A 14,565-nucleotide genomic window follows, 5' to 3' on the forward strand; every position below is an offset into this window, starting at 1 on the left:
ACTCGACGCACCCGTACGGTCGTGAAGGAACGGAAACGAGTACGGCGGCGGTCGCGCGGCGGCCGGTTCAGGACGGGCGGCGCGGCTGCGGTGTCGCGGAGGCCCACTCCAGGACGAGGCGCTGGTACTCCGCGCGCTGCTCGGTGGTGAGAATCCCGCCCGAGCGGCGCCACAGGGCCCGGATCTCCTCGTTGACCTCCGCGGCCGACCGCTGGCAGGCGGTGTCAGCAGTGGTGGACATGATGTGAAGCATATGCCGGTCCCCGTGAAGACGACGTGAGCAAGTGCGCTCGATACGGACATTTCGGACCGTGTTACTCATCACGTCAATGGGGCGTGACCCGGGCGGAGTTCGGGGGCGAACGGGCGCCCCCGGCCCGCTTCTCAGGTGCCCGGCTTACGGCTCTCAGGTGCCCGGCTTGCGGCCGTACACGAACACGTCGTCGCCGTTCCTGAGCAGCGACCAGTACTTCTTGGCGTCCTTCGTGGTCATGTTCACACAGCCGTGGGAGCCCGGCGGGTTCCACATGCTCAGGCCGACCGAGTGGAAGGCCTGCCCGCCGTCGAAGAACTGGCTGTAGGGCATCGGCACGTCGTAGAGGTTGGAGACGTGGTCGATGTCACGCCAGTAGATCTTCTTCAGGCCGGTGCGGGTCTCGTAGTGGTCGCGGCCGGTGCGCACCGGTACGGGGCCGTAGACCAGCTTCTTGCCGTCCTGGACCCAGCTCAGCTGGAGCGTGAGGTTCACACAGGCGATGCGGCCCTTGTTCACCGGGCACTTGCCCGCCTTATTGGGCTTCTTCCCGACCGCCTTCTGCTTGTTCATGAGGTCCATCACGCCCCAGGTCACCGGGCCCGCGTAGCCGATGGCCGGGGTGATGCCGTGCTTGTTCTGGAAGCCGCGGATGGCCGAACAGTCGGCGCTGGACTGCTTGCCGTCGACCGGGCGGCCGAGGAACTTCTCCACCTGCTTCTGGTACGGCCCGGCCGTGCTCGTGCAGCTCGCGGCCTGGGCCGGTGCGGCGGTGACGACGAGCGCCAGCGGCGCCGCCAGTGCGGTGACGCCGAGCAGGGCGGCACCTCGTCTGCGTGCTTTGTCCCCCATGGTCCGACCCCTTCCCCTCTCCTGTGCCCCGAAGGCATCCGTCGCCCACTAGACCCGCCGGCGGGCCGGACGGTTGTGGTTCCGGTCATGCTGTGACGAAACGGTGAACTTCACCGTCTGTCGGTCATCGTCCGTGCAGCGCCGTGTGGAACCCCCTGTGCACGGCGGTCAGTCCGCCGTCCACCACGAGGGCGGTGCCGGTGATCCAGGCCGCGTCACGGGAGGCGAGGAAGGCCACGGCGGCCGCGACGTCCTCCGGCTCCCCGATCCGCCCGAGCGGATAGAGCCCGCGCACCGCCTCCAGATCCGCGTCCCGCCCCTCCCACGCCGAGGTGCGCACGGTGCCCGGCACGACGAGGTTGACCCGCACCCCGCGCGCGGCCGCGTGCCCGGCGAGCGTGCGGGTGAGCGAGGCCAGGCCCGCCTTGGCGGCGCTGTAGGCGTGCCCCCCGAAGTCCTGGAGCCCGTTGACCGAGCCGATGCTGACGACGGCACCCCGCCCGGAGGCGGCGAGATGCGGCAGGGCGGCGCGGCAGCAGCGGTGGACCCCGGTGAGCGTGATGTCCAGGTCCCCTTCCCACACGTCGTCGGGACCGTCCTCGAACAGCTCCGTGTCCGGGGAGGACCGGGCGGCACAGTTCACCAGCACATCCAGCGTCCCGAACGCCGCCACGGCATGGGCGACAGCCGCCTCGACGGACTCCCGCTCCCCCACGTCGCACCTCAACGCCGTTGCGTCCAGCCCCTTTTCCCGCAGGCCCTCGGCGGTCCGTCCGGCCGCGTCGGCGTCCCGGTCGGTGACGAGCACCCGGCCGCCCTCCTCGGCGATCCGCCGCGCCACGGCCGCGCCGATGCCCCGGCCCGCACCCGTGACGAGAACTCCATGCCCCGCAAAGCGAGTTGGATCGGTCATGGGGCCGACGGTAGACCGGCGGCACGCGGTGCGACAGAGGCCGTACGCGGACAAGTCCGTTGAACTGTCCGGCCGTCCGTCACGTACCACTCGCTGCGGGCGGCGGCGTGCCGCTCGGCGTCCCGAGAAGAGGTCGAGCGATTTCAGTGGATGCGAGCCGCCCGGCCGGCGGCGGAACCCTCGCCGTGGCCGCCCCCGCGGAACAGCCGGCAGGTCAACTCCCCGCCGCCCGGCCGGTCCTGGGACTGGACGGGCTCCGCGGGCTGGCCGCCCTGTATGTGGTGCTGTTCCACTGCTGGTTGTACGCCTTCCCCGGCTATCCCCGCAGTTCGGCGCCCGGTTGGCTGGACGGGCTGATGTTCGGGCGGCTGGCCGTCGTGTTCTTCCTGGTGCTGTCCGGCTTCTCGCTGGCGCTCGCTCCGGCGCGGCACGGCTGGCGCACGGGCGGGGTCGGCCGGTTCCTGCGGCGGCGGGCGTGGCGGATCCTGCCTCCGTACTGGGCGGCGCTGGTCATGAGCCTGGTCGTCGCCTGGTTCGTGGTGTCGCCCTCGCACTACGGACCGCCCACCGCGAAGTCGGTCCTGGTGTACGGCCTCGGCGTCCAGGACGTGTTCACCGCGCCCACGCCGAACGGCGCGTTCTGGTCGATCGGCGTGGAGAGCGAGCTGTATCTCCTCTTCCCCCTTCTCCTGCTGGTGCGGCGGAAGTTCGGGGCGGCGGCGCTGGTCGCGGCCGTGACACTGCCGGTGATCGCCCTGGGCGTGCTGGCGCCCGGCGCGAACCCCGTCGAGGGTGCCAACGGGCTCACCGCGCATCTCGCGCCCGTGTTCGTCGCGGGCATGGCGGGCGCGGGGATCGTCGTCGCGCCGGAGCGGGTACGCCGGCTGCCGTGGGGGTGGTTCGCCGCTCTGGCGGCCGTACCCGTTCTGGTCCTCGGCGCCGTACGGGGTTTCGTGTGGACGGTGGACCACTACTTCTGGGTGGATCTGGCCGTCGCCCCCGCCATGACGCTGCTGCTCGTCGCGGTGGCCACCGGCAGGCCCGCCGTGCTCGTACGGCTGCTGACCACACGGCCGGTGCGGAGCCTCGGTGACTTCTCCTACAGCCTCTATCTGATCCATCTGCCGGTCGTCATGGCCGTGATCCACCGGGTGGCGCCGCATTTCGTGGGCCGGGGACTGCCGACCTTCTGCTTCACGATCGGCGTGGCGCTGCCGGTCTCGGTACTGGGGGCGTGGCTGTTCGCCCGGGTCTTCGAGCTGCCCTTCAAGCGGAACAGGTCCTGGAGGGCGCTGGTCGCGTCCGCACGGTCGTAAGACACGGAAGGACGCGAGCAGGGGCGGCCGGTCTCTCGACCGGCCGCCCCCTCATGTGTGTCGGCGGGAATCAGTGCCCGCGCGCGATCCACTCCTCCAGGTGCGGGGCCTCCGCGCCGATGGTGGTGGGTTCGCCGTGGCCGGTGAGGACCTTGGTGTCCGGGGGGAGGGTGAGGAGCTTGTCCCGGATGGAGTCGACGATGGTCGGGAAGTGGGAGTAGGAGCGGCCGGTGGCGCCGGGGCCGCCCTGGAACAGGGTGTCGCCGGTGAAGACGGTGCCGAGACCGGGGTCGTACAGGCAGACGGCGCCGGGGGCGTGGCCCGGGGTGTGCAGGACGGTCAGGTCGGCGCCCGCGGCCTCCATGACCAGGCCGTCCCTGAGGTGGGCGTCGGGGTCGCGGTCGGGGTGGGTGAGCTTCCACAGCGGCAGGTCGTCCGGGTGCAGCCAGATGACGGCGCCGGTGAGGTCCGCGAGCGCGGGGGCCGCGTTGACGTGGTCGTTGTGGGCGTGGGTGCAGATGATGGCGGTCAGCCGGCGGTCGCCGACCGCGCGGGCGATGGCCTCGGCGTCGTGGGCCGGGTCGATCACGACGGCCTCGTGGTCGTCGCCGACGATCCACACGTTGTTCTCGACGTCCCAGGTGCCGCCGTCGAGGGTGAACTGGCCGGAGGTGACGAGGCGTTCGATACGGGCGGTCATCAGAGCACCACCACCGAGCGCAGCACGTCGCCCTCACTCATCCGGTCGAACGCCTTCTCCACCTCGTCCAGTTGGATCGTCTCGGTGACGAACGCGTCCAGCGGCAGCCGGCCCTGGAGGTGCAGGTCGATGAGCGTCGGGAAGTCACGGGAGGGCAGACAGTCGCCGTACCAGGACGACTTGAGGGCGCCGCCGCGGCCGAACACCTCCAGCAGGGGCAGTTCGAGCCGCATCTCGGGGGTGGGGACACCGACCAGGACGACGGTGCCCGCCAAGTCGCGGGCGTAGAAGGCCTGCTGGTAGGTCTCGGGGCGGCCGACCGCGTCGATGACGACGTCGGCGCCGAAGCCGCCGGTCAGCCCGCGGATCGCCTCGACGGCGTCGGTCTCACGGGAGTTGACGGTGTCGGTGGCGCCCAGTTCGCGGGCCTTGGCCAGCTTGCGGTCGTCGATGTCGACGGCGATGATCCTGCCCGCCCCGGCGAGCCGCGCGCCCGCGATCGCCGCGTCGCCCACGCCGCCGCAGCCGATGACGGCGACCGAGTCGCCCCGGCCCACGTTGCCGGTGTTGATCGCGGCGCCGATGCCCGCCATCACACCGCAGCCGAGCAGTCCGGCGACGGCTGGCGAGACGGCCGGGTCCACCTTGGTGCACTGCCCGGCGGCCACGAGGGTCTTCTCCGCGAAGGCGCCGATGCCCAGCGCCGGGGTCAGCTCCTGACCGGTGGAGGCAAGGGTCATCTTCTGCTTGGCATTGTGGGTGTTGAAGCAGTACCAGGGGCGCCCGCGCAGACAGGCCCGGCAATTGCCGCACACCGCGCGCCAGTTGAGGACGACGAAGTCACCCGGCGCCACCTCGGTGACGCCCTCGCCGACCGACTCGACGACGCCCGCGGCCTCGTGGCCCAGCAGGAAGGGGAAGTCGTCGTTGATGCCGCCCTGCTTGTAGTGCAGATCGGTGTGACAGACCCCGCACGCCTGGATGCGTACGACGGCTTCGCCGGGCCCGGGGTCGGGGATCACGATCGTCTCGACGCGCACCGGCTGATCCTTCCCCGGTGCGACTACGCCGCGTACTTCCTGCGCCATGACCTGGCCCCTTTTCCCTTGTACGTACCTTCGCCGCCGACCCTACGCCACGGACATACGTCGGACCGGGCCTTGACGGGCCCGGTCCCGGGAGCGTGGGTCGTACGGTCAGCCGCCGAGCGCGGGGAGGACGCCGAACGCCGGGGCGGCCAGGTCGGTCAGCTGGTGGAGTTCGTTCAGACGGTTCATGTCGCTGAGCTGGTTCAGACCGCGCAGCTGCTCGCCGACGCCGGGGACCTCGGCGCGGTGCTCGGCGGGGATGTCGCTGACGGCGAGGTTGTCCAGCGTGGTCACCGGGTTGATCTGCCCGGTGCCCGCGGCGCTCGCGTCGGCCGCGCTCGCGAGCGGCGCGGCAAGTCCCGTGACGCCGACGGCGAGACCGACCGCGGCGACGATACGTCGTGTTGAGATCATGCCCTCTGCAACGCGCGCGCCCCGCCCCGGACACGGGCACCGGCCGCTCCTCACCCGACAGGTGGAGCGCGTCGTCTGCGCTTGCCGTGGCCGCCGGGGCGGGGGAGCCTCGAAAGGTGGACCCCGTGCGGTCCCGCTCCGCGCCGGGCCGCCAGCGTCCGAAGGAGGCCACCATGGGCAGCACGAAAAACCCCGCGTTCACCACCGACACACTGCGCGAGAGCATCGAGTCCGACACCGGGGACTCGCTCCTGAACCTGTACGAGGACGACGCGGAGATACGCGTCATCGACCGCGACGCCCAGCCGAGCCACCCCAAGGTGCTGCGCGGCCGGAGCGAGATCAGGGAGATGCTCGACGACATCTACAGCCGCGACATGATCCACCGGCTCGGCCAGTGCGTGATCGACGGCGATCACGCGGCGTTCACCGAGTCCTGCGAGTACGCCAACGGCGACCGCGTCTACGCCGAGTCGATGATCACCCTGCGGGACGGCAGGATCTCCGAGCAGATCCTGATCCAGGCATGGGACGACTAGGCACGCGGGGCGCGCACGCCCAGGTCGGATCCCGCCTCTCGTGGTCGTTCTCGGCCCGCGCGTCCTTCGGCCCCCGCCCGGCCCACCGCGAGCTCGCCGGGCCGGGGCACGTGTCCGCCGCGGGGGCGCTCCGCTCGGCGCTGCGCACGGCGGGACACGCGGCCAGGTTCGCGGCCCGGCACCGGCCGGGGCGTCGACGGCGCGGCTGAGAGGGGGCGTTCGGCGGTGAGGCCGGGGCACGCCGGGCGCCGCGTCGCCCCGGCCGGGCGGCACCCGTGACCAGGTCCGGCGCGGCCGCCCGTCGCCGCCCGGCGGGCGCCGGTTCAGGCGCCCGCCGTCTCCAGCACCATCCGGAACCGCGCCCGCCCGGCCAGCATCTTCCGGTACGCCGACTCCACGTCGTCCAGCGGGACGACCTCGGTCATCGGGCGGATGCCGTGCAGGACGGCGAAGTTCATGGTGTCCTGCACCTCCTGGGAGGTGCCCGAGGGGTGGCCCTTGACGTCGCGGACGCCGCTGATGAGCTGGAGCGGGGAGATGTCCAGGGGTTCGGGCGACACCCCGATGATGACGAGTTCGCCGCGCGGGGTGAGCCCGTCCACCGTGGCGGACATCGCGGCGGAGTTCCCGGCGGTGGCGAGGACGGCCTTGGCGCCGCCGAGGTTCTGCAGCGCCTCCGCGACCGGGGTGCCGGCGGTGCTGTCGATGTAGTGGTGGGCGCCCAACTCCTTGGCGAATCCGGCCTTTTCGGGGCCCCGGGCGATGGCGACGGTCTCGAAGCCCATCGCGGCGGCGAACTGCACGCCGAGGTGGCCGAGCCCGCCGAGGCCGAGGATCGCGACCCGGTCGCCGGCGCGGGCGACACTGCGCCGCAGCCCGTTGAACGTGGTCACGCCCGCACAGGCCATGGGTCCGGCGGCGGTGGCGTCGAGCCCGTCGGGGATGCGGGCCAGCGCGTCCACCGGCACGATCACCTTCTCCGCGAAGCCGCCGTCGTAGGCCCAGCCGGGCACCTTCAGGCGGACGCACGCGATGAAGTCGCCCCGGCGGCAGGGCGTGCAGTAGCCGCAGCTGCCGCCGAACCAGCCGACCGCCACCCGGTCGCCGACCTTCCAGCCCCGGCCGAGCGCGCCGTCGCCGAGCTCCTCGATCCGCCCGGCGATCTCGTGCCCGGGGACCTCGGGGAAGGTGATGCCGGGCGCGGCGCCGTCCACGAACAGGGCGTCGCTGTGGCAGATCCCGCACGCCTCCACGGCGATCCGCACCTCCCCGGGCCCCGGATGCGGCACCTCCCGCTCGACCAGCTCGAACGTCCCGCCGGGGGCGGTGACCTGCGCGACTCGGTACGTGCTCATGCGTGTCTCCGGAGTACGGCTCGGGGGTGGGGGCCCTGCCGTTCCAGCAGACCAGTTCGCCCGCGATCACGCGCGCCGAGCGGGCTCGGCCGGACCGGACGCGTCCACCCGCCTTTTACACAGGTAAAACTGAACAGGCTGAACTGGACAGTCCACCCTGCCGGTGTCTACGGTGACGGCATGGCCCACATCTCGGATTCCGCCGCCCTGGCCGCGCGCGAGCTGCGCGTGATGTTCGGCAGGCTGCGGCGCCGTATCCGCGAGGTGGCGCGGGACTCCGGTCTCACCCCGCCGCAGGAGTCGGCGCTCTCCCTGGTCGGCAAGCACGGTGCGGCCACCGCGAGCGCGCTGGCCGCCGCCGAGGGCGTACGGCCGCAGTCGATGGCGGCCACGCTGGCCGCGCTCGACGGGCACGGGCTGATCCGCCGTACGCCCGACCCGGCCGACGGCCGCCGTCAGCTGGTCACCCTGACCGAGGCGGGGCAGGAGCGGGTGGAGGGCAACCGGCAGGTGCGTGAGGAGTGGCTGGCGCGCGCCCTGGAGGACCGGTTCTCCGAGGAGGAGCGGCAGACCGTGCTCACGGCGCTGTCCCTGCTGGAACGGCTCTCGCACCCGTGACACCGGCCATACCCGCCGGGCCGTACCCCCGGCCCCGTTCATGCCCGCCGGTCCGCCGGTGAGCACCCCGCCGGACCGTTCGCGCGGCCGGCTCACCCCCCGAAAGGTCTGATCACCTCATGTCCGTCACCACGCTCGACCCCCGTACCGCCCTCGTCGTGATCGACCTCCAGCGCGGCATCGTGGGCATGCAGACCCAGCCGTACGCCGCCGCCGACGTGGTGGCCCGTTCCGTGGAGCTGGCGGACGCCTTCCGCGCCCGCGAGCTGCCGGTGGTGCTGGTCCGCGTCTCCTTCGCCGCCGACGGCGCGGACGCGGTGCCCGGCCGCACCGAGCGGCAGCCGCGCGGCCTTTCCTTCCCCGAGGGCTGGGACGTCCTCGTGGACGAACTCTCCGGCCACGACGGCGACATAACGGTCACCAAGCACAACTGGAGCGCGCTGTTCGGCACCGACCTGGACGTGCAGCTGCGCCGGCGGGGCATCACGCAGATCGTGCTGACCGGCATCGCCACCAGCATCGGCGTGGAGTCCACCGCCCGTGACGCCTACGCGGCGGGCTACAACGTCACCCTGGCCACCGACGCGATGGCCGACTCGGACGCCGAGGCGCACGCGAACAGCGTCGAGCGCGTCTTCCCGCGTCTCGGCGAGAACGGCACCACGGCGGAGATCCTGGAGCTGCTGGCCAAGACCCACGGCTGACGGACCCCGCGGTCGACGGCTCCACGGCCGGCGGCGCGCCCGCGTGCCCGGCCCCCGGTGCGGATCACCGGAGGCCGGGCACGCGCGTACGAGGGCCCGCGCGGGTCAGTCCCCGGCCGCCGCCCGTTCGACCTCGGCCTCCACCTCGCCGCGCGGGCGGCCGGTCTCGCGGGCGTACTCGCTGACCGCGGTCTGGGCGTCGCGGGCCAGGTCGCGCCAGGCGCGCAGGGCGGTCTCGTAGGTGCCGGACTGGGCGCCGGTCATCCCGCGCTCGGCGGGCGGACCGTAGGTGTCGCGCAGGTCCGTCACGGTGGCGTGGGCCGCGTCGGCCGCACGCTGTTTCTGCACCAGTTCTTCAAAGGTGTGAGCCACACCAACCGACCCTAGTTTCAGGCGGCGAACGCGCCACTCGAAACCACCGGACCGCTCACGCGTTCTCGTCCGTCACCAGGTCCGCCCACACCTGTTTTCCGCCGCTGACCGGCACCGTGCCCCAGGTCGAGGAGACCGCCTCGACCAGGAGGACGCCCCGGCCGCCGGTGGCCTCCCAGCCGACGCTGGTGGGCTTGAGGGGGCCGCGCGGGGAGGCGTCGGCGACCGCGAGGCGCAGCCGCCGGCCGACCAGGCCGAGGTCGAGGCGGACCTGCCCCTCGGTGTGCACGAGGGCGTTGGTGACCAGCTCGGAGACGATCAGGAGCGCCGAGTCCAGGGTGTCGTCCGGTATGTCCCAGCCGCGCAGCACGCGCCGGGTGAAGCGGCGCGCGTGCCGGACCGCCTCGGGGACGCGCCACACGGTCCAGCTCTCGCGCAGCGGGCGTACGGCCATGCCGTCGTAGCGGGTGAGCAGCAGGGCCACGTCGTCGCCCCGGTGGGCCCCGCCGAGCAGGGCGTCGGCGGCGGCGCCGAGGTCGGCGGGGTCGACGGCGGAGAGGTCGCGGGCGAGCCGGGCCATGCCCTGGTCGAGGTCGGAGTCGGCGGACTCCACCAGGCCGTCGGTGGTGAGCGCGAGGACGGTGCCGGGTCTCAGCCGCAGCGGGGTCATCGGGAACTCGGCCCGGTCCAGCACCCCTAGGGGCGGCCCGCCCTCGGCCGGCACGGTCTCGGTGGCACCGTCCGGGTGCCGGAGCACCGGCTGCGGATGCCCGGCGCGCACGCACAGCGCGGAGCCGCTCTCCATGTCGACGTCGACGTAGGCGCAGGTGGCGAAGAGGTCGGTCTCCATGTCGAGGAGCAGCCGGTTGGCGAGGGCGACCACCACGTCCGGGGGGTGGCCCTCGGCCGCGTAGGCGCGCAGGGCGGTGCGGAGCTGGCCCATGAGGGTGGCGGCGCCCGCGTTGTGGCCCTGGACGTCGCCGATGACGAGGGCGACGTGGTTGTCGGCGAGCGGGATCACGTCGTACCAGTCGCCGCCCACTTCAAGTCCCGCCGTCGCGGGGAGGTAGCGGGCGACGGCTTCCGCGCCGGGGAGGCGGGGCAGACGGCGGGGCAGCAGGGTGCGCTGGAGCATGCCGACGAGTTCGTGTTCGGCGTCGAAGGCGTGGGCGCGCAGCAGGGCCTGCCCGGTCAGGCCCGCGCAGGCGGTGAGCAGGGCGCGTTCGTCGGGGCCGAACTCGTGCGGGCGGTCCCAGCCGATCAGGCAGACCCCGGCGGTGCGGCCCCCGGCGGGCAGGGGCAGGACGGCGAGGCCGCCGGGGCCGACTCCGGCGAGGCCGGGTTCCAGGCGGGAGCCGGCGGGCCAGATGCGGGCGCGGCCCTTGCGCAGGGCGGCGGCGAGGGCGGGCATGGCGCGTACGGGGGCGTCGGGCCACTCGCCGCGCCATTCCGCGCGCCAGAGTTCGGGCCAGGCGCTGGGTTCGGGCGGATCGAGGACGGTGACGACGAGCCGGTCGTTCTCCAGTTCGGCGAGCGCGATGCGGTCGGCGCGCAGGGGTGCGCGCAGCGCGGCGACGACGGCCTGGCCGACGTCCTTGACGGTGCCGGCGGTGGCGAGGGCGGCGGCCAGCCGCTGGACGCGGGCCACGTCGGTGACGTCGGAGCGGAAGGCGGAGGCGTCGGCGACGGTGCCGACGAGCCGGGCCGGGTGTCCCCCGCCGCCGGGCAGCAGCCGGCCGCGCAGCCGCAGCCAGCGGGGCGCCCCGGAGGGCTGGAGGGCGCGGAACTCCAGTTCGCGGTCGCCGACGGGCATGTGGTCGGCCTCGACGACGGACATCAGCGCGGGCAGGTCCTCGGGCACCGTGCGGCCGAGCAGCGTCTCGACCTTGCCGTCGAACGCCTCGCGGGAGAGGCCGAAGAGCCGCAGGATGTCGTCGCCGACCTCGACCCGGCCGGTGTCCATGGCCAGGCGGAACGCGTCACCGGCCAACTCCCGTGGCGGGGCGGGCGGTACGGGCACCGGCGCGGTGACCGCCCCGGCGAGCAGCTCCAGGCAGGCCCGGTCGTCGGCGCCGAAGCCGCCGGGCTGTTCGGTGACGGCGACCAGGCAGCCGCTGCCGGGCACTCCGAGGGGCAGCGCGGCGAGCGAGAAGCCGGCGTCCGGGGCGGGGGTTTCACCGGGGCCCGACCAGACCGGCCGTCCGGTGCGATGCGCCTGGGCGACGGGCGAGCCCGCGGTGGCCGGGCAGCCGTCGCGCAGGCCGTACACCGTGCGCGGCAGGCCCGCGGACTCCACGAGCCGGAGTGTCGCGGGGTCGTCGCCGGGGGCGTAGACCGCCGCGTAGGCGGCTCCCGCCAGGACCAGTGCCTGTTCCAGGACCCGGCGGGGCCGGTCCACGGAGGGCAGGGCCATCAGCGTGGCGAGGACACGCTCGGCACGCTGAGTTCTCGATCTGCGTACCGCAGCACCCTCGCTCGCCACGTTGGCCATTACAGCGCCTGCGGGGGCTGTGCGCAGCCCCCGTGCACGCCCCAAGTGGTACGAGCATTCCGCGCGTAGCGGTCCGAACACATCTTTACCCGTGCGTTTCGCACGACGATCTCATGACGTGTATGACTGTCCGCGACCGTTCGGCTCCTGAGAGTGTCTTCCCATGCCGGCCGGGACCACCGGACGGCGGACGCAGGGGCGGGAGGGGCATGGACAAGCGGTACGAGGTGTACGCGCTCGCCGATGGACACTTCTACGACACGCCCGACCGGCTCTCGGCGGAGGCGGGGGCGCCGGCACCGCAGTACGCGGCGGCGCGGCGCCCGGTGCCGGACGGCTGGCACGCGGCACGCTCCGGGGACTGGCTGACGCTGACCCCGCTGGGCGAGGACGGCGCGCCGGAGCCGGGACCGGCCCAGGGCTGGAAGATCCACTCCTCGGCGACGGCCGCGAACGCCGGCCGGGTCGCGGAGATCGTGTGGGACTACTGCGTGCCGCGCCGCATCCCGTTCAAGTTCGTGCCGGGTCCACATCTGCTGCACCTGCGCAACGCCAAGTACGCGGGCCGCGACACCAGCGGCAAGTTCGTCACCGTCTACCCGGCCGACGAGGCGCAACTGTACGAGATACTCACCGAGTTGGGCGCACTGCTCGACGGTGTCGAGGGGCCGTACATCCTGACCGACCTACGCTGGGGCGCGGGCCCGCTCTACGTCCGCTACGGCGCGTTCGCCCGCCGGTACGTCGTCGACGAGCGCGGCTCGCTGGTCCTCGCGGTGGCCGACGGCGAGGGCACGCTCGTGCCGGACCGGCGCGACCCCTCCTTCCAGGTGCCCGAGTGGGTCACGCTGCCGGAGTTCCTGCGGCCGCATCTGGAGGCCCGCAACACCACGACGGTGGGCGAGCTGCCGTACCGGATCGAGAAGGCGCTGCACTTCTCCAACGGCGGTGGGGTGTACGCCGGTTCGGACGTGCGGGACGGCAGCCGGGTGGTGCTGAAGGAGGCGCGGCCGCACGCGGGGCTCGCGGCTGACGGCGCGGACGCGGTGACCCGCCTTGAGCGGGAGAAGGACGCGCTGGAGCTGGTCGCCGGGACGGGGGTGGTGCCCGAGGTCCTCGACTGGCTGGTCCTCGGCGAACACCGGTTCCTGGTCATGGAGTTCCTGGAGGGCCGCCCGCTCAACTCCTTCTTCGCCGAGCGCCATCCGCTGCTGATATCCGACCCCGACCCGGCGAAGACGGCCGCGTACACGGCCTGGGCGCTGCGGATCCACGCGGCGGTGGAGCGGGCGGTGGCGGCGGTGCACGAACGCGGCCTGGTCTTCAACGACCTGCACGTCTTCAACATCATGGTCGCGCCGGACGAGGAAACGGTCCATCTCATCGACTTCGAGGCGGCGGCCCCGGCCGCGGAGAACGGCCGGCAGACGGTCGCCCACCCCGGCTTCTTCGCCCCGCCGGACCGCCGGGGCAAGGACGTGGACCGCTATGCGCTCGCCTGTCTGCGGATCGCCCTGTTCCTGCCGGTGACCTCGCTGTTCGTGGTGGACCGGGGCAAGGCCGCGCATCTGGCCGAGGTGATCGCGGAGCAGTTCCCGGACGTGCCGCGCGCCTTCCTGGACGAGGCGGTCGCCGAGATCACCCGGAACACCGCGGGAGGCGAGACCCGGCCGGCGACCCCGCTGGTGCGGCCGGGCGACTGGCCGCACAGCCGGGACTCGATGGTCAAGGCGCTCCTCGCCTCCGCGACCCCGGAGCGCGCCGACCGGCTCTTCCCGGGCGACATCGCCCAGTTCGCCGACGGCGGCGGCCTCGGCCTCGCACACGGCGCGGCCGGAGTGCTGTACGCCCTGGCCGCCTGCGGGGCCGACCGCTACGAGGAGGGCGAGCGCTGGCTGCTGAGGCACACCGCTCCCCCGCCACCCGGCACCCCGCTCGGCCTCTACGACGGACTCGCGGGCGTCGCCCTGGTCCTCGACCAACTCGGCTACCAGCAGCAGGCGTTGGACCTGGTCGCCGGCATCCTGCGCGAGAACTGGCGCAACCTGTCCTCCGACCTGCACGGCGGACTGGCCGGGCTCGGCCTGGTCCTCGGCCACCTCGCGGCCACCACCGGCGAGAAGGCCCTCGCGGACCACTCCGCCGAGGCCGCCGACATCCTCGTACGACGGCTCGCCGAACCGGTCCCCGAGACGCCCCGGCGCCGGGCGGGTCTGATGCGCGGCGCGAGCGGCCCGGCGCTGTTCCTGCTGCGCCGGTACGAGGAGACCGGCGACCCCCGCGCGGCAGCGGCGGCGGCCGAGGCGCTCCGCCGCGACCTGGCCTGCTGTGTCGTCCAGAAGGCGAGCGGCGGCCTGGAGGTCGACGAGGGCCGGCGCACGCTGCCCTACCTCGGGGACGGCAGCGTGGGCATCGGGCTGGTCCTCGACGACTATCTGGCGCACACGGGCGCCGACGGCTTCGCCGCACAGGCCCGCGCGGCGGCTCCGGGCGGCCGGGAACAGACCCTCCTCGCCCACGCGGCGGGCGCGGCAGCGGAGTTCGAGCGTGCCCGGGAGGGCATCCTCGCCGCCGCGAGCTCCCGCTTCTACGCACAGCCCGGTCTCTTCCAGGGCCGCGCCGGGATGGTGCTGCAGCTGGCGCGCACCACCGCGCCGGGTGCCGGCCGGGAGCGGCTGGAGCGGCAGATCGACGGGCTCGGCTGGTTCGCGATGGCCTACCAGGGCCAACTCGCCTTCCCCGGGCACCAGATGATGCGGCTCTCGATGGACCTCGCCACCGGAACGGCAGGCTGTCTGCTCGCCCTCGCCTCGGCGCACGGCGCCGGTACGGACGCGGGCGGCGACGCGGGCGAGCGCGCCCACCTGCCCTTCCTTCCGCCGCTGAAGGCGGCCCCCACACGCGGCTCCGACCCGGAGTCGTGACACAACCCCGTCCCCATGAACAGGGA

Annotated in this window: 14 protein-coding genes; 5 read left to right on the forward strand and 9 right to left on the reverse strand. The window is 73.4% G+C overall.

Translation table 11 applies throughout. The features are described from left to right. Nucleotides 1–67: 67 nt before the first annotated feature. The 3 genes from AB0898_RS10635 to AB0898_RS10645 form a co-directional block, all read right to left on the reverse strand. Nucleotides 68–253, reverse strand: coding sequence for a hypothetical protein (locus tag AB0898_RS10635; RefSeq protein ID WP_161180205.1), 186 nt, complete (start codon nucleotides 251–253; stop codon nucleotides 68–70). Between the two features lie 153 nt (nucleotides 254–406). Beyond that, nucleotides 407–1,105, reverse strand: coding sequence for a L,D-transpeptidase (locus tag AB0898_RS10640; RefSeq protein WP_366802504.1), 699 nt, complete (start codon nucleotides 1,103–1,105; stop codon nucleotides 407–409). A gap of 124 nt (nucleotides 1,106–1,229) precedes the next feature. Then, the gene (locus AB0898_RS10645) at nucleotides 1,230–2,018 is read right to left on the reverse strand and encodes an SDR family NAD(P)-dependent oxidoreductase (protein WP_366802505.1); all 789 of its coding nucleotides are present in this window, start codon (nucleotides 2,016–2,018) and stop codon (nucleotides 1,230–1,232) included. 185 nt (nucleotides 2,019–2,203) lie between these two features. Here AB0898_RS10645 and AB0898_RS10650 point away from each other — a divergent pair, with 185 nt between their 5' ends. After that, nucleotides 2,204–3,334, forward strand: coding sequence for an acyltransferase (locus tag AB0898_RS10650; protein WP_366802506.1), 1,131 nt, complete (start codon nucleotides 2,204–2,206; stop codon nucleotides 3,332–3,334). A 70-nt stretch (nucleotides 3,335–3,404) separates the two neighbouring features. Here AB0898_RS10650 and AB0898_RS10655 read toward each other — a convergent pair whose 3' ends face one another. The 3 genes from AB0898_RS10655 to AB0898_RS10665 form a co-directional block, all read right to left on the reverse strand. Then, nucleotides 3,405–4,034 (reverse strand): MBL fold metallo-hydrolase, encoded by a 630-nt coding sequence (locus tag AB0898_RS10655; RefSeq protein ID WP_366802507.1) that lies wholly within the window; start codon nucleotides 4,032–4,034, stop codon nucleotides 3,405–3,407. Then, nucleotides 4,034–5,122: an S-(hydroxymethyl)mycothiol dehydrogenase gene (locus AB0898_RS10660; protein ID WP_366802508.1), complete on the reverse strand. Its 1,089-nt coding sequence runs from the start codon at nucleotides 5,120–5,122 to the stop codon at nucleotides 4,034–4,036. The genes AB0898_RS10655 and AB0898_RS10660 overlap by 1 nt, the downstream gene beginning before the upstream one ends. A 108-nt stretch (nucleotides 5,123–5,230) precedes the next feature. After that, nucleotides 5,231–5,536 carry a hypothetical protein gene (locus AB0898_RS10665; protein WP_366802509.1) on the reverse strand — a complete coding sequence of 102 codons (306 nt, stop codon included), beginning with the start codon at nucleotides 5,534–5,536 and terminating at the stop codon, nucleotides 5,231–5,233. A gap of 173 nt (nucleotides 5,537–5,709) precedes the next feature. On the opposite strand from AB0898_RS10665, the gene AB0898_RS10670 reads away from it, so the two are divergent. Continuing rightward, the gene (locus tag AB0898_RS10670) at nucleotides 5,710–6,075 is read left to right on the forward strand and encodes a nuclear transport factor 2 family protein (RefSeq protein ID WP_366802510.1); all 366 of its coding nucleotides are present in this window, start codon (nucleotides 5,710–5,712) and stop codon (nucleotides 6,073–6,075) included. Nucleotides 6,076–6,398: 323 nt separating this feature from the next. Here AB0898_RS10670 and AB0898_RS10675 read toward each other — a convergent pair whose 3' ends face one another. Continuing rightward, entirely contained in the window at nucleotides 6,399–7,430 is a 1,032-nt protein-coding gene (locus AB0898_RS10675) for an alcohol dehydrogenase (RefSeq protein ID WP_366802511.1), read from the reverse strand. 180 nt (nucleotides 7,431–7,610) lie between these two features. Between AB0898_RS10675 and AB0898_RS10680 the strand changes: the two genes are divergently transcribed. Both AB0898_RS10680 and AB0898_RS10685 read left to right on the forward strand, forming a co-directional pair. Further along, nucleotides 7,611–8,048 (forward strand): MarR family transcriptional regulator, encoded by a 438-nt coding sequence (locus AB0898_RS10680; RefSeq protein ID WP_366802513.1) that lies wholly within the window; start codon nucleotides 7,611–7,613, stop codon nucleotides 8,046–8,048. Between the two features lie 119 nt (nucleotides 8,049–8,167). Then, nucleotides 8,168–8,752: a hydrolase gene (locus AB0898_RS10685; RefSeq protein WP_366802514.1), complete on the forward strand. Its 585-nt coding sequence runs from the start codon at nucleotides 8,168–8,170 to the stop codon at nucleotides 8,750–8,752. A gap of 105 nt (nucleotides 8,753–8,857) precedes the next feature. Here AB0898_RS10685 and AB0898_RS10690 read toward each other — a convergent pair whose 3' ends face one another. Together AB0898_RS10690 and AB0898_RS10695 are read right to left on the reverse strand one after the other, a co-directional pair. Next, complete coding sequence (locus AB0898_RS10690) at nucleotides 8,858–9,124, reverse strand: hypothetical protein (protein ID WP_366802515.1); 267 nt, start codon at nucleotides 9,122–9,124, stop codon at nucleotides 8,858–8,860. 55 nt (nucleotides 9,125–9,179) lie between these two features. Then, nucleotides 9,180–11,615, reverse strand: coding sequence for a SpoIIE family protein phosphatase (locus tag AB0898_RS10695; RefSeq protein WP_366802516.1), 2,436 nt, complete (start codon nucleotides 11,613–11,615; stop codon nucleotides 9,180–9,182). A gap of 209 nt (nucleotides 11,616–11,824) precedes the next feature. On the opposite strand from AB0898_RS10695, the gene lanKC reads away from it, so the two are divergent. Beyond that, complete coding sequence (gene lanKC, locus AB0898_RS10700) at nucleotides 11,825–14,539, forward strand: class III lanthionine synthetase LanKC (RefSeq protein WP_366802517.1); 2,715 nt, start codon at nucleotides 11,825–11,827, stop codon at nucleotides 14,537–14,539. The last annotated feature ends 26 nt before the right edge of the window (nucleotides 14,540–14,565 follow it).

The sequence above is a fragment of the Streptomyces sp. NPDC005435 genome (assembly GCF_040703155.1).
In the GTDB taxonomy this organism is placed as follows: Bacteria; Actinomycetota; Actinomycetes; order Streptomycetales; family Streptomycetaceae; genus Streptomyces.

Bases quoted from the DNA above. Each gene is read 5' to 3' on its own strand.
- AB0898_RS10635 (WP_161180205.1), bottom strand. From the start codon at position 253: ATGCTTCACATCATGTCCACCACTGCTGACACCGCCTGCCAGCGGTCG.
- AB0898_RS10640 (WP_366802504.1), bottom strand. From the start codon at position 1,105: ATGGGGGACAAAGCACGCAGACGAGGTGCCGCCCTGCTCGGCGTCACC.
- AB0898_RS10645 (WP_366802505.1), bottom strand. From the start codon at position 2,018: ATGACCGATCCAACTCGCTTTGCGGGGCATGGAGTTCTCGTCACGGGT.
- AB0898_RS10655 (WP_366802507.1), bottom strand. From the start codon at position 4,034: ATGACCGCCCGTATCGAACGCCTCGTCACCTCCGGCCAGTTCACCCTC.
- AB0898_RS10660 (WP_366802508.1), bottom strand. From the start codon at position 5,122: ATGGCGCAGGAAGTACGCGGCGTAGTCGCACCGGGGAAGGATCAGCCG.
- AB0898_RS10665 (WP_366802509.1), bottom strand. From the start codon at position 5,536: ATGATCTCAACACGACGTATCGTCGCCGCGGTCGGTCTCGCCGTCGGC.
- AB0898_RS10670 (WP_366802510.1), top strand. From the start codon at position 5,710: ATGGGCAGCACGAAAAACCCCGCGTTCACCACCGACACACTGCGCGAG.
- AB0898_RS10675 (WP_366802511.1), bottom strand. From the start codon at position 7,430: ATGAGCACGTACCGAGTCGCGCAGGTCACCGCCCCCGGCGGGACGTTC.
- AB0898_RS10680 (WP_366802513.1), top strand. From the start codon at position 7,611: ATGGCCCACATCTCGGATTCCGCCGCCCTGGCCGCGCGCGAGCTGCGC.
- AB0898_RS10685 (WP_366802514.1), top strand. From the start codon at position 8,168: ATGTCCGTCACCACGCTCGACCCCCGTACCGCCCTCGTCGTGATCGAC.
- AB0898_RS10695 (WP_366802516.1), bottom strand. From the start codon at position 11,615: ATGGCCAACGTGGCGAGCGAGGGTGCTGCGGTACGCAGATCGAGAACT.
- lanKC (WP_366802517.1), top strand. From the start codon at position 11,825: ATGGACAAGCGGTACGAGGTGTACGCGCTCGCCGATGGACACTTCTAC.